Raw genomic sequence first — 13,367 nt, 5'->3', positions numbered from 1 at the left:
CACGGGCGACGCTGCTCGCCGCGTCGTCCGGTATGCCATGCCCGCCTCGCGTCAGCAGGGTGGGCATGCGGAGTTGACGCGGCTATCGCGTAGGACGCAGCACGATTCGATGGACGTGGCGGACGGCCCTCGCCTGCATGCCCGCACTCCCTTCGGAGATGTGGGCATGGCACAACGCGGCGACTCAGTCGATGCTTCCCGCACGGCTGGGCAAGCCAGCCGTGGCGCTCGAGACCACTGTTTCGCGCAGTCCCGCTACTTCGTCGCCCACGGCGTATCGCGACGGCACGATCGTTCCGTCGCGGCGCCGCTGTCGAGAAACGCGACGACGTTGTCCTGGTCGTCGTTGCGAAACAGGAACAGACGCTGACTGACGGAGAGATTCTGCGGCTCTTCGGCGAGAGGCAACTCGACGTAGAGCCACGCCTCCCGGTCGCCGATCTCTTTGCCGACCCACTTCCATCCGTCGAGCGTCGTCTCGCCGTCGCGGAGCAGCGTCTCTTTCTCGACCAGTGCGAGCAGCGCTTCGTCGACGCCCGGGCTGCGAGCGAGATCGAACGGTCGGCCCGCCGCCTGCGACAGTTCGGCCTCCAGGTCCGCCGGCCAGACGCGGATCGCCGCCTGAATCGTCTTCGCTTCCGCGTTCCATTCCACTTCCGTGCGACTGGAATGAAACGGATGCGCGAACGCAGAATCGGCGAAGAAGCCGAGGCTGACGAGTCCCGCGAACGCGATCAGACGAGCGACTTCGCTCACTTTTCGTCCCCCGGCGGATCGCTCGTCTCTTCCTTCTCGTCCCGGGGCGACTTCTCGGCCGCCTTTTCCTTCGCCTCGGCCTTTTCCGCGGCTTTCTTGGCTTTCTCTTCCTCGACCTTCTTCTTGAACTCCGCCTCCGCCTTTACTTCGTCGGCGGCCTTCTGCATTTCGTTCTTGCCCTTCCCTTCCTTGAACAGCTCGAAGCGGCTCTTCGGAATCTCGGGCGGATAGACGTTGTCCGAGGCGTCCGTATCGGCGATTTCGCCGTAGGGATCGACCTCGACCCGCGTCAGCTTTTTCGTCGCGACGATCATCTTGTCGACGCGTTTCGCGTCGCGTCGCCAGATCTCCGCCGGGATCTGCAACTCCTCCGTCTTGCCGTCTTCGTAAGTGAGTTCCAGCGTGACCGGCATCGGCAGTCCGCCGTCATTCTTCAGCTTGATCACGTAGAAGTTGAACTTGTTCGACAGGAGCTTCCGCTCTTCCTCCGTCAGACCTTTCAGGTACTCCTCGTACCGCCGCATCTCCGACGGCAGAACCTTGTGCGGATCGAACGTGTTGTAAAAGTCCTTCAGATCTGGCTGCGCGTCGACCAGCTTCGGCAACTCCGCGTTCCGCTGCTCGGAAAGCGACGGGCGAACCGCCTCTTCCTTCGCTTTCGCCTCGGCCTTCTTCGTCTTCGGATCGCCCGTCTCGACCTGGAACAGTTCGACGCCGACGATACCCAGATCGGATCGCTCGGTCGTGAAGAACCAGCCGCGGAAGAACCAGTCGAGGTCCGTGCCCGAGGCGTCCTCCATCGTGCGGAAGAAGTCCGCGGGCGTCGGTCGCTTGAACTTCCAGCGGTTCGAGTATTCCTTGAACGCCCGGTCGAAGTTCTCCCGGCCGAGCACCGTTTCGCGAAGGACGTTCAGCGCCGTCGCCGGCTTGGCGTAGGCGTTCGCGCCGAACTGCGTGATCGATTCGCTGTTGGTCATGATCGGCTCCTGCGAGGAGCTGGTCATGTATCCCACGATCTTCCTGGGCTCGCCTCGATCGCCGGGGTACTTCTCTTCCCATTCCTGCTCGGCGAGGTACTGCAGGAACGTGTTGAGCCCCTCGTCCATCCAGGACCACTGGCGCTCGTCGCTGTTGACGATCATCGGGAACCAGTTGTGCCCGACCTCGTGGATCACGACGCTGATCAGGCCGTACTTCGTGCGGTCGCTGTAGGTGCCGTCCTCCTCGGGACGCGGACCGTTGAAGCAGATCATCGGGTATTCCATCCCGTAGATCGGCCCGTTGACGCTGATCGCGACTGGGTAGGGATAGTCGAACGTGAACTTCGAATAGACGTCGATCGTATGCGCGATCGAGGCGGTCGAGTACTTGCTCCAGAGAGGCTCGGCCTCCTTGGGGTAGTACGACATGCAGAGCGTCTCGTGGCCCGTCGGACTCTTATGACCGACGGCGTCCCAGATGAACTTTCGCGAACTGGCCCAGGCGAAGTCGCGAACGTTGTCCGCCTTGAAGACCCAGGTCTTCGTTTCCGTCGCCTTGGTCTTCTCGGCCTCCTTCGCTTCGTCCGGCGTGACGACGAAGACCGGCTTCTTCGCGGTCTTCGCCTCGGCGAGACGCTTTCGCTGTTCCTCCGAGAGAACGTCGACGTCGTTCAGCAGCGTCCCCGTCGCGGCGACGACGTGATCCTTCGGCGCGGTGATTCGCACGACGTAGTCGCCGAATTCGAGCGTGAACTCGCCGCGACCGAGGAACTGCTTGTGCTGCCACCCCGCGTAGTCGGTATAGGCCGCCATTCGCGGGAACCAGTGGGCCATCTCGTAGATGTCGTTGCCGTCCTTCTCGAACGGCTCGTAACCCGTCCTCGCCCACAGGACGGTCGCATCGTTGATCGCGTACTCCCACGCGACGCTGAAGACGAACGATTCGCCCGGTGCGAGGGGCTTGGGCAACTCGATCCGCATCATCGTCTTGTTGACGAAGAAGGGCAGATCCTTGCCGTCGGCGTCGCGGACGTAGCCGATCTTGTACCCGCCGGGGAATTCCGACTTCGCCAGCAGCGACTTGAACGAGTCGAACGACAGGCGACTAAGTTCCGAGCGGGTCTCGGTGAGGTTCGCGTCGGCATTCGGCTCGAAGATGTTCTGCTCGAGCTGCATCCAGAGGTAGCCGAGCGTATCGGGCGAGCGATTGAAGTAGGTGATCGTCTCCCGGCCTGTCAGGCGTCGCTTGAGCTCGTCGAGGGCGACGTCGATCTCGTAGTTCGCCTGCTGCTGCCAATAGGCATGCCCGGGCGCGCCCGAGGCCGTGCGGTACTCGTTGGGCGAAGGAAGTTCGGACTCGAGCTGAGCGAACTTGTCGGTCGCCGTGGCGTAATCGACAGCCAGCGCGGACGACGACGTCGCGACGAGCGCGAGCGACAGAACAGCGATCGCGATCGGGCGAACGCGAGAAGTCGAAACGAACATGCGCAGCGGTTCCCCGGGATGCGAAACGAAGCGGGCAGGAACGCGGGCGAGCCGAGAGCGCCGAACGGGGAGAGCGTTCGATACGGCGACTGGTTCGGGGAGAGCCCTTCCAGTTTAGCTTGCGTACCGAGGGGCTTGCTAAAGCCGACTCCGAGAAATTCCTGCCATGAACTTAGGCTCTGTTTGAGAACTGCACTTTCCTGATCCCGATCGCTCGTCGCAAGATAGTTCTTTCGACGGACGTGGACTGGCCAGGAGGGCGCGGCGATGGTCGACGAGCGTTTGACGGACGACGAATGGGAGCTGCTCGCGGACGTCTTTCCGCCGCCGGCGAAGACGGGCCGTCCGCGATCGAACTGGCGGCAGGCGCTCGACGGCATGCTGTGGATCGCTCGGGCGGGCTGTCGCTGGCGCGATCTGCCGGAATCGGACTTCGGGCCGTGGGAGACGGTCTACGGACTGTTCAACCAATGGAACTCCGACGGCACGCTCGACGAGATCGTGCGACGTCTGCAGGCCGCTCACGTCGACGTCGGGAACCTGGCGCTCGACCTCTGGTGCGTCGACGGGACGATCGTGCGTGCTCATCGCTGCGCCGCGGGCGGCGGAAAAAAACGGACGCGCGCGAGCCTCGCGACCACGCGTTAGGCCGCTCTCGCGGCGGGTTCTCCACGAAGATTCACGTTCTCTGCGACGGTCGCGGGTTGCCGCTGCACTTCCACCTGACGGCAGGACAGGCTCACGAGACGACGGCGTTCGAGGACTTGCTGGCCGGCGCCGACGAGCGGCTGGTCGACGACGAAGGGACGCCGGTCGCCTGGCCTGTCGCGATCGCCGGCGACAAGGGCTACCGCGCCGACTGGATCGACGCCTGTCTGCTCGAAACGGGCATCCGTCCGGTCGTGCCGTCGAAGAAGAACGAGGATCTCGACGCGCGGCCGGTCGAGTTCGACCGCGAAGCCTATCGTCGCCGCAACGTCGTCGAGCGGCTGATCGGCTGGCTGAAGGAGTTCCGCCGGGTCTTCTCGCGATTCGACAAGACGGCCGTCAACTTCGGCGGCATGATCAAACTCGCCTTCCTCAGAAGACTGCTGCGACTCGCCATCCCTCGCACGAATTGAGGCGTTTCAAAACAGAGCCTAGTAAAATCCCCAATGAACCCTTCTTTCCATCGAATCTGATGGGGATTGGGAATAACCGGTTGCCGGAGTTATTTGATGGAACTTTATGCGAACTTGGGTGGTGACTCGGGAGTCACTGCCTTTGAAATCTCAGGAACGTCGATTGTCGTAGAGTTCAACGACGGGTCAGCCTACCTCTACAACGAGTTCCGACCCGGGCTCTCAGATGTGCGAGAGTTACAACGCCTTGCAACCGCTGGGGTGGGCCTCAACTCTTACATCGGCCGAGTCGTTCGCAAAAACTTCGCGAGGAAGTTGCGCTAAACTTCAGTTGGCCTACGGCTCGGTCAGCACTTCGCCGACTTCCGTTTCTTGCCGATCGTGCCGCGGGACCGGACCTTGCGGATGTAGTCTGCCGCCAGGGGAACCTCGCAGGCGGTCGGGCCCATGTCCACTTCGACGCGACCGATCTTCTCGCCGGCGGAAATCGCGTCGTCGGTCAGCGAAGCGACGTAACTCCCGAGCGAAATGACGAAGCCGTTCATGGCGTAGCGGACCATGTTCGGCTGGTCGTGGATCGTTCGCTCGACTCGTTTCAACAGGCGCTTCAGGTCGGGCAGATCGAGGTCCGCGTCCTGCTTGATCGACACGAGCGCCGCGAGCGCGGTCCAGCCGGCATGAGCCGTCGCTTCGTCGGAGGATTCGATCCACTCCCGCGCGAGTTCGGCGCCGTAGCGGCTCTCGGCTGCGACCCAAGCGACGCTCGTGCCGCTGATCGCCAGGCAGTTGCTTTTCGCGAGCCAGTGCTTCAGATCGCGCTTCGTCATCTTCGCGTCGTCTGCGATCAGCCCGGCGAGGTACTGAGCGTCGTAGTTGCCCGACTCGAACAGATCGAGGGCGAGCTGGTAGTCCCGCTTGATCTCCTTCTGAAGTTTCTTCAGTTCGGAGATCTTCACTCCGAACAGCGGCTCCTTCGCGCCATGGTTCGCAAGAATGCGGCGGTACGACGCGGAGCCGAACGCTTCGAGCCGCGAGAGAACGTCAGAGGCTTCCATTTAGGGGATCTCGCAGCGCCGCAGACGAATCCGTCAACCTCAGTCAGAGTCTAACGCAGGGAAGGATCTCTCCCTCGTTCCATTCGCGATCGCCGGCCGGGAAGACGATCAGGCAGTCGGCGAGAGCGTAGGCGGTCTGATCCGCGGAGCCCTTCCAGGGAAGCGGTTCGACCGAGGAGCCTTCTCCGTCAGTCGCGACCAGGCGTCCCGGCCAATAAGTCGGTCGATCGCCGCGCTGCAGGTGGGCCTTCGTCAGCGTCGCCTCGAACGGCTGCGGCGCCGGTGACGGGTCGTCCGACAACGATCGCAGCGCCGGAGCGCCGAACAGGACGAACCCGATCAGCGTGCTGACGGGGTTGCCGGGGAAGCCGAAGACGAGCGTTCGCTCCCGCGTGCCGAACCAGAGGGGCTTGCCCGGCTTGAGCTTCAGCTTGTGAAAGACCTCCTGCACGCCGAGCGACGCCAGCGTCTTCGGCACGAGATCGAGAACGCCTGCCGAGACGCCGCCCGAGAGCATCAGCAAGTCCGCTTCGAGTCCTCTCGCGATCTTCTCTCTCAGTTCGCCTTCAGTATCGCGGGCGATGCCGAGGTCGATGGTTTCGGCGCCAGCGCTTTCGACGAGAGCTTTCAGCAGCGAACCGTTGGAGTTCCGGATCTGTCCCGGTCCGGGCATCTGGTTCGGTTCGACCAGTTCGTCGCCGGTCGAGAGGATGGCGACCCGGGGAGCGCGATGCACGAGGGGCTGAACGTAGCCCAGTTCCGCGAGCAGGCCGACGTGCGTCGCGCGGATCGTCTCTCCCGCGGACAGCACGACCTCCCCTGCCCCGATCACCTCGCCCTGTCGCAGGACGTGCTTACCGGGGCGAGCGGTCGCGGCGGCGAACTCGGCCCACGGGCCTTCGTCCCCTTCCCCGAATTGAACGTCCTCGACCGGCACGACGGCGTTCGTTCCGCCAGGGATCGGCGCGCCGGTCATGACGCGGCTGGTCGATCGTTCGCCTGCCGGGAACCGGGGAACCTCGCCGGCGACGATCCGTTCGGTCACGGGCAACTGCAACGTGCCTGCCGCGGCGATGGCGTCGAGCGCCGCACGCGACAACGCGAACCCGTCCATCAGCGACTTGTCGAACGGCGGGATCGGCTCGGGCGCCCTCACGTCCTCGGCCAGTCGCCTGCCGACCGACTTCGCCAGCGGCACGCGCGCGGGCGGAAGAGGAAGCGCCCGTTCGAGAACCGCGGCCAGAGCCTCTTCAACGGAGAGCATGGGCCGCGTCGCTTGCCGGGGAATCGGACGCCCTGGAATCGCTCGCCTCGGGCAGGTCGAGGAATCGCCTGAGCAGTTCGGTCCCGCACTCGGTCAGGAAGCTTTCCGGATGGAACTGCAAGCCTTCGACGCGGTTCGTCTTGTGACGGACGCCCATGATCTCCTTCTCGCCGTCGTCGTCGAAGGTCCAGGCGCCGATCTCGAAATCGTCGGGCAACGTCGACGGCTGGATCACCAGGCTGTGGTATCGCGTCGCGATGAACGGGTTGGGCAGGCCGGCGAAGAGGCCTTTGCCGTCGTGGTGGATGCGATCGACCTTGCCGTGCATCAGGCGCTTGGCTCTGACGATCGTCGCTCCGTTCGCCTGGCCGATCGACTGATGTCCCAGGCAGACGCCGAGGATCGGAATCTTCCCCTGGAAGGTCTGCACGACCGCGACCGAGACGCCCGCTTCCGTCGGGGTGCAGGGACCGGGCGAAATCACGATGTGCGACGGATTCAGCGCCGCGATTTCCTCGGTCGTGATCTGATCGTTCCGGACCACCTTCAGGTCGACCGTCGGATCGATCTCGCCGATCCGCTGGACCAGGTTGTACGTGAACGAATCGTAGTTATCGATCAGCAGAATCATTGGGGTGAGCTGAGGGCGGATCGGCTTCGGAAGGTGGGGGACCGTCGGCTTGTCGCCTTGGACAGTCCGACTGGCGGGAAGGTTCCCGGCGACGGCTCCGCGACCGGTTCAGTGTATCTCGTTCGTTCGAGAAGCGCACGTCGACAGCCGCTCGTCGAAGCTTCCTCTTCGAAAAAGAGTCCGAGGGCTGCAATAAGCGACTCCTCTCCTGCGTTGTAGTAGCGGCCAGACGCAGTTCTGTCGCCCGTCCCGATCGATCCGCTTCGCCGCGGCGGTCGGACGCTTTTCTTCTTCTCTCGTCTGACGCCGGAATCGCACGTCTGCGTCGCTCTGCGCGCGGACGCTCTGGCGTCCCTTTCAGGAGGTCGCGATGCGTCATGCATCCTGGATCTGCCGCTTCGTTTGCTTCGCTCTGCCGGGGATCGTTCTGCTTCCGGATAGTTCGAGCGCCGTCCCGCCCCGGTCGCCGACGCCCCCTGCGACTTCGCGCCCGGTTCGTGCGCCGCGAGAACCCGATCCCCGGATCGACGACCGTCGACGGACCCCGGTCGTCGAACGCGAGCTGTTGATCACGGACCTCGCGGTCATCGAGCATCCCGTCTATACGGATCCTCGTAACGGCGACGCCGCGGTCTGGTCGTTCAAGTATCTGATCGAGCAGATGGCCGGCGACGCCGATCCTTCAGAATTCGCCGCGTCCCTCTTCCCCAGCGGATTCGATCTCCGAGTGAACGGGTACGACGTGCCGCGCCGTTCCCTCGTCGGGGAACGGGCGCTCGGTCCCTGGAGAAAGCGAAGCGGCGGATCGAAGCTCGACCTGGCGAAGGCGCCGGTGAAGCTTCTGGCGATCGTGAACCGGATCGATCTCCGCCAGATCGTCGACGGAAACGTCTTTCAGGCGGGGGAAGGCCGCTTCGTCTTCGGCGTGCTCGACGATCAGGGGCGACCGCTCGAACCTCTGGCGGGCGACGCTCCGGGCGGGATGACGATCATCCTCGAGTACTCGCTCCCGGCGAGGGACCAGGCGGCGCTTATGCAGTGGGTCGACGACTGGCACGAACTCGGTAAATACCGGCCCGGAACCCCCGATTACGACCGACGACTGGCCCGCCTGACGCAGCGCTTCACCGGTCGGGGCCGCGGCGGCGACCGCCCCAACGGCAGCGCGATCAACCAGATCCGGACGAACGAAATCGCGCTCGGAAGTCCGTGGGAACTGCGTGAGTTCCGGCTCGACCCGAAGAGCGGCCTGCCCCGGCCGGTCGCGGTCGCCGAGACGCCGGACTTTCTTTCGCTGAACGAAACTCAGGAATTGGGCGCCCTGCTCAAGTCGAACTCTCAGGCCCTCCTCAGCGGAGACTTCACCCTGCCGGCGCCGCTACAGGCCGGCGCCTCGATCGCGGGACCGTTCTACGACCTGCGACCTGGGCTGAGTCCGGAAGCGTTCGCCGCGAATCTGGCCATCGCCGAAGCGGACGCGGCTGCCGGTCTCGTGGGCGACGACTATATCGAGGGCCTGACCGCCTTCTACGCCAGCGATCCGGTCGTCCTTCCGCTGGGCGACAGCGGGTTCGCGGACATTCCCTGGCAGGCGCCCGGCGTGGACGGCGAGGTGCGACATCGCTTCGCCCTCAACACGTGCTCGGGCTGTCATCGACTGGAAACGGGTACGCCGTTCCTGCATGTCGGCTTTCCGGAATCGGCCCGCAGGCGGAACGTCGCCAGGGAGGGTCTCGGCGGGCCGGCCGCTCTGTCGGCCTTCCTGAACGGCGGTCCCTCGGTCGCCGATCCCGTCGACCCGGAGGTCGAGCGATCTTTCAACGATCTGAACCGCCGCAAGCTCGATCTGGAAGGACTTCTGCGGCGGGGGCCGGAGCGGTTCTGCATGCCGACGCGACCCCACTGACCGCGAACGGGGCGAACGATCACGCGCTCCATCGCGAACGCAACGAGAAAGGGGAGAGCCGCCCGCGCGACCCTCCCCTCTTCCGATTCGACGCTGGATCAGAACCGATCGGCGTTACTTGCCGAGCGCGCCGCCCACCGCGCCGCCGAGGCCGCCGCCGACGTTGCCGAGTCCGGGACCGCCGATTCCGCCCGCTCCGTTGAGGCCGCCGTTAAGCGCCCCGTTCGGACCCGAAACGTTCGGTCGCGGGAGGCGCGGGCTGTTCACCGGAACGCGAACGTTCGGAGCAGCCGCGCCGTTCAGACCCGCGGCGCTCTGCACCGAGCCGGTGACGCGACCCGCCTGGACGTCGGCGTTCAGGCTCTGCAGCGTATCGGCGCTGGCGCCGTTCGGAGAGACTTCCGCCGAGACGTCGCCCGAGAGGTTGGCGTCGACGTTGACCGCCGGGTCGACGTTCATCGCCCGGTCGGCGACGCCCGAGACCCGATCGCTCACGCCCATCGCCTCTGCGCTGACGCTATGGGACAGGTGGCTCAGCTGATGCAGCTTGGCCGCCGAGGCGTTCTGAAGCCGAGCGTTCGCCGCATCGAGCGTGTGGGCCGGACGCTGGAGTTCGTTCGCTTCGAAGTACTTGTCCCACGCCGACAGGCGCTCGATGAAGCTGCCGTCCTGGTTGCCGTAAAGTTCGTCATGCTCGGCCAGCAACGACCCGGGCGAGGCCGGCGTCTGCGACCAGTGCACCAGGCTCAGCGTCTGACTCGCATCGCCGTAGAAATCGCCGAAGTAGAAAGCGTCGGTCGCCTGATCGGCGAACAGGTGCAGCATCAGGCTATCGGTCGCGATGCGTTCGGTCGGCTGGATCGTCAGAACTCCGTCGACCATGGTCACGGCGCTAGACGAAGCGTCGGCAGCGATCTGGTTCGAGGAAGCCGTGACGTTCGCTTCCGCCTCGGCAGCAGCTTCGCCCGCGGCTTCGACCTGGGCGTTCGCGCTGTCGACGGTTTCGCGAGTTTCGCGAACGGTCGCATCGGCCGAGTTCCGGACGTCGGCGACCGCTTCGCGGCCGTCAGCCTTCAATGCCTGAGCCCGATCGGAGGTGGCGTCGACGGTCGACTGAGCGGCGCCTTCGACGTTTTCGCGAGCGTTCGCAACGCGATCTTCGGCGTTCTCCAGACGCATCTCAGCGCGGTCGGCGACGTTCTCCGCGCGGTCCTGGATACGATCCTGAGCGTTCGCGGCACGGTCGAGGACGTTATCCGCGCGGCGGTTCGCCGAATCGGCGACGTTCTCGGCGCGATCCTGAACCCGGTCGCGAGCGTTTTCGATCCGGTCGCTCGCCCGATCCAGGCGGGCGTCAGACCGATCGACGGTCGAATCGACTGCGGCATCCGCCCGGTCACGAACGTTCGCGACGCGGTCGTTCAGCACGTCCTGTCGGTTCTCGATCGCGGAAGAGGCAGCGCTCGCGCGATTCTCGATGACGTTCTGAGCCCGATCGCGAACGACTTCGGCACGACGCTCGGTCGCATCAAGGATCCGCATCGGAGCGTAGAGAACGCCGCGCTTCGACAGGGGATGATCGACGTAGCCCGGCACGTCGATGACGCCTTCCAGCGTTTCGATCTTGCGGGCGGGAACGTCGATCGTCGCGGCCGTCTGGGCGGCAGCGTTCGCCTGCGCATCGACGGCGGCCTGGGCCTCGCCCGCGACTTCCCAGTAACCCGGCGTGCGAACGTAGCCATCGGCGGTCTGCTGCCATTCGCTGGCGACCCAGACCGCTCCTGCCGGAGCGCGACGGAGCGTACCGGTCACCCAGACGAAGTCGGAGACCGACTTGTCGAAGGACCAGTAGCCCGCGATCCACTGCATCCCTTCCTCGGCAGCAGGAGCGATTTCCTCCACCGTCGCGGGGGGCTGCTGCGGAGCGATCTCTCCGCGAACGATCTCTCCGACGTTCGGACGGGCGAACGCTTCGTGTACGGGGCCTCGCAGCAGAACCTCGGCGCGGCGATGGGTCGCGTTCGCGACTTCCTGAGTCGCATCAGCGGCGTTCTCGACGCGATCGGAAGCGCGCTCAGCAGCACGTTCGACGCGACGCTCGGCCCGATCGACGACCGGCGCGGCGTTCGGAGGCGAGACCGTGGCGTCGGCGGCGACGTCAGCCGCGGCGGCAGCGTCAGCCTGCGCTTGTTGACTCGCTGCTTCAGCTTCTGCCTGAACCTGGCCGGCCGCGTTCGCCGCAGCGTCCGCCCCGGCTTGGACGGCTTCTTGTCCGATAGCGTACGGCGCCGCGATCAACGTCGCGGAAGCCGCTGCCAGACGCAACGTGAACTTCGATTGACTCATAGTGATTCCTCGACTTGCGGAACGTTTACCCAGTCGCCTTTCCAGCGACCCGCCGGAGATCCCGGCTTCATGCCCAGCCTTCAATGCAGCAACCATGCCGGAAATTTAGGAAGGCTGGGAAAGATGAAAAAGTCTTTGCCGCTTCCTACTGGCGGGGGGACGTACACGCCAAGGCTTTTGCTAGTCGGTGGTTGCGACTGGCGCAACCCTCTTTCACGGACCGATGAACCCGTGGTCAGAAAAGATCCTCCCAGACCGCGCAGTTTGCGCATAGTCACGATGGGGGGCGCTTCCGCACTTTGCGATGAAACGGCTTTATGCACCGCTCGTTACTCTCCCCGTCTTGCCTGCTGGTCTCGGCGATCGCGGTCGCTCTCGCGAGTGTTCCTGAGACCGCGAATGCGCAGGTCCGACTGGCTCCCCCGATCCCGCCCGCGCCGACGACCGAGGCGGATAACGACGCCGGTCGCCGACCGGCCCGCGACCCGTCCTCGCCGTCGGTCGCTCAAGCGGAAGATCCCGCCGAACTCGAGCGCGTCGCGGTCGTCGCGATTCGAGCGGGCGACGTCGCGCAGGGCGAAGCGGCTCTTCGCCGGTTGCTGGCGATCGATCCGAACCATCGCGAAGCGGTCGTCGCGCTCGGCAACCTGCTGCTGAACGTCCGCCCGCACGAGGCGGCGCCGTTCCTCGATCCCTACGCCCAGGCGCTGCCGAACGACGCGGAGATCCAGCAGCTATACGCCCGGTCGAGGAACTCGATCGACAACTCGGCGATCGATATCGGTCGCCAGTCGAGCCGCATCGGATGCGAAGACTGTCAATGCGACCAATGCCGCAGCCGGCTGTACGGCTCGCTTCGCATCACGGAGCGCTACGACGATTTCCCGGGCGTCGTTCCCACCGCGAACGTCTTCGGCGGACCGACGAACCGCACGAACTCGTTCGGGAATTTGGCCGCGGCGCAGATTAACTACGACCTGATGCGGCTGGAGGATTTCACCCTGACCGGCGGCTACGACGGCATCTACACGCACTACTACGAACCGTCGTCCTCCCGCTTCGATATTCTGCAGCATGCGGGTTATCTGGCCGCGACGAAGACGGGCCATACGCCCTGGCGGGATCTGCCCTTCTCGACGACGCTTCGCGGCGATTACGACAACGTCTCCGCCGACCAGGACCCGTTCCTGCAGCGGTACGGAGCGAGCTGGGCCGCGACCGTGCAGGACTCGGAGACGACGTCGTCGACGCTGTCGCTGCGGTACGCCAACTTCGACTATCTCAATGCCGCCACGACGTTTCTGCCTGGCTTCCTTTTCGCGACGCCGGGCGACGCGGACTCCGATAACTACGCCATCGGTCTGACCCGACGGTGGCAGTCGTCGCTCGTCGACGGCATGACCTGGGAGGCGGGGTACTTCTTCGACCGGAACATCGCCGACTCGTCGCAGTTCACGTACAGCGGAAACCGACTGGTCGGCGGCGTCTCGTTCGAACTGCCGCGAGGCGGCCTCCTCGGCACGAACGTCACGTACTATCGCCGCGACTACGATGCGTCGTCGGGAACCTATCGCGGCGACGACGAACTGCTGATCGGCGTTCGTTATCTCAAGCCCCTCTGGAGCGACGACGTGCTGTTCGTGGCGGAATACGCCTACGACCTGAACCAGTCGACGATCGCGGCGAATCAGTACGACCGCAACGTGTTCGACGTCGGCCTGCAGTGGAACTTCGGTCGCTGAAGTTGACGAGGCAGGCGCCTGATCGACCTGACCAGAACGTGCGACGCCGCGCTCTTCGAGGGAGGAGCGCGGCGTCGCGGG

General features: G+C 64.9%; 10 protein-coding genes. 4 read left to right on the top strand and 6 right to left on the bottom strand.

Annotated elements, in window-relative coordinates; translation table 11 throughout:
* Positions 1-255: 255 nt before the first annotated feature.
* Positions 256-756: a DUF6702 family protein gene (locus SH602x_RS20475; protein WP_479474068.1), complete on the bottom strand. Its 501-nt coding sequence runs from the start codon at positions 754-756 to the stop codon at positions 256-258.
* Positions 753-3,221 carry a M1 family metallopeptidase gene (locus SH602x_RS20470; protein WP_479474067.1) on the bottom strand — a complete coding sequence of 823 codons (2,469 nt, stop codon included), beginning with the start codon at positions 3,219-3,221 and terminating at the stop codon, positions 753-755. Before SH602x_RS20470 ends, SH602x_RS20475 begins: the two co-directional genes overlap by 4 nt.
* A 267-nt stretch (positions 3,222-3,488) precedes the next feature.
* Here SH602x_RS20470 and SH602x_RS20465 point away from each other — a divergent pair, with 267 nt between their 5' ends.
* Complete coding sequence (locus SH602x_RS20465; protein ID WP_479472974.1) at positions 3,489-3,869, top strand: IS5 family transposase; 381 nt, start codon at positions 3,489-3,491, stop codon at positions 3,867-3,869.
* The gene (locus tag SH602x_RS20460) at positions 3,779-4,342 is read left to right on the top strand and encodes an IS5 family transposase (RefSeq protein ID WP_479472975.1); all 564 of its coding nucleotides are present in this window, start codon (positions 3,779-3,781) and stop codon (positions 4,340-4,342) included. The genes SH602x_RS20465 and SH602x_RS20460 overlap by 91 nt, the downstream gene beginning before the upstream one ends.
* Before the next feature lie 347 nt (positions 4,343-4,689).
* Here SH602x_RS20460 and SH602x_RS20455 read toward each other — a convergent pair whose 3' ends face one another.
* From SH602x_RS20455 to SH602x_RS20445, 3 genes are read right to left on the bottom strand one after another with little or no spacing between them, the layout of a single operon-like run.
* Positions 4,690-5,397, bottom strand: coding sequence for a DNA alkylation repair protein (locus SH602x_RS20455; RefSeq protein ID WP_479474066.1), 708 nt, complete (start codon positions 5,395-5,397; stop codon positions 4,690-4,692).
* 43 nt (positions 5,398-5,440) lie between these two features.
* Positions 5,441-6,661: a molybdopterin molybdotransferase MoeA gene (locus SH602x_RS20450; protein ID WP_479474065.1), complete on the bottom strand. Its 1,221-nt coding sequence runs from the start codon at positions 6,659-6,661 to the stop codon at positions 5,441-5,443.
* Entirely contained in the window at positions 6,648-7,292 is a 645-nt protein-coding gene (locus SH602x_RS20445) for an anthranilate synthase component II (protein ID WP_479474064.1), read from the bottom strand. The genes SH602x_RS20450 and SH602x_RS20445 overlap by 14 nt, the downstream gene beginning before the upstream one ends.
* Positions 7,293-7,662: 370 nt before the next feature.
* Between SH602x_RS20445 and SH602x_RS20440 the strand changes: the two genes are divergently transcribed.
* A complete protein-coding gene (locus SH602x_RS20440; protein WP_479474063.1) occupies positions 7,663-9,198 on the top strand; it encodes a hypothetical protein in 1,536 nt (511 codons plus the stop codon).
* Positions 9,199-9,312: 114 nt separating this feature from the next.
* Here SH602x_RS20440 and SH602x_RS20435 read toward each other — a convergent pair whose 3' ends face one another.
* Positions 9,313-11,544: a hypothetical protein gene (locus SH602x_RS20435; RefSeq protein ID WP_479474062.1), complete on the bottom strand. Its 2,232-nt coding sequence runs from the start codon at positions 11,542-11,544 to the stop codon at positions 9,313-9,315.
* A gap of 317 nt (positions 11,545-11,861) precedes the next feature.
* Here SH602x_RS20435 and SH602x_RS20430 point away from each other — a divergent pair, with 317 nt between their 5' ends.
* Complete coding sequence (locus SH602x_RS20430; RefSeq protein ID WP_479474061.1) at positions 11,862-13,286, top strand: tetratricopeptide repeat protein; 1,425 nt, start codon at positions 11,862-11,864, stop codon at positions 13,284-13,286.
* Positions 13,287-13,367: the final 81 nt, after the last annotated feature.

It is taken from the genome of Lignipirellula cremea (assembly GCF_056501455.1).
Note: the sequence above shows the minus strand (reverse complement) of the source record. Positions and strands in the feature narration are given on the sequence as shown.

Bases quoted from the DNA above. Each gene is read 5' to 3' on its own strand.
- SH602x_RS20470 (WP_479474067.1), bottom strand. From the start codon at position 3,221: ATGTTCGTTTCGACTTCTCGCGTTCGCCCGATCGCGATCGCTGTTCTG.
- SH602x_RS20440 (WP_479474063.1), top strand. From the start codon at position 7,663: ATGCGTCATGCATCCTGGATCTGCCGCTTCGTTTGCTTCGCTCTGCCG.
- SH602x_RS20445 (WP_479474064.1), bottom strand. From the start codon at position 7,292: ATGATTCTGCTGATCGATAACTACGATTCGTTCACGTACAACCTGGTC.
- SH602x_RS20435 (WP_479474062.1), bottom strand. From the start codon at position 11,544: ATGAGTCAATCGAAGTTCACGTTGCGTCTGGCAGCGGCTTCCGCGACG.
- SH602x_RS20465 (WP_479472974.1), top strand. From the start codon at position 3,489: ATGGTCGACGAGCGTTTGACGGACGACGAATGGGAGCTGCTCGCGGAC.
- SH602x_RS20450 (WP_479474065.1), bottom strand. From the start codon at position 6,661: ATGCTCTCCGTTGAAGAGGCTCTGGCCGCGGTTCTCGAACGGGCGCTT.
- SH602x_RS20455 (WP_479474066.1), bottom strand. From the start codon at position 5,397: ATGGAAGCCTCTGACGTTCTCTCGCGGCTCGAAGCGTTCGGCTCCGCG.
- SH602x_RS20430 (WP_479474061.1), top strand. From the start codon at position 11,862: ATGCACCGCTCGTTACTCTCCCCGTCTTGCCTGCTGGTCTCGGCGATC.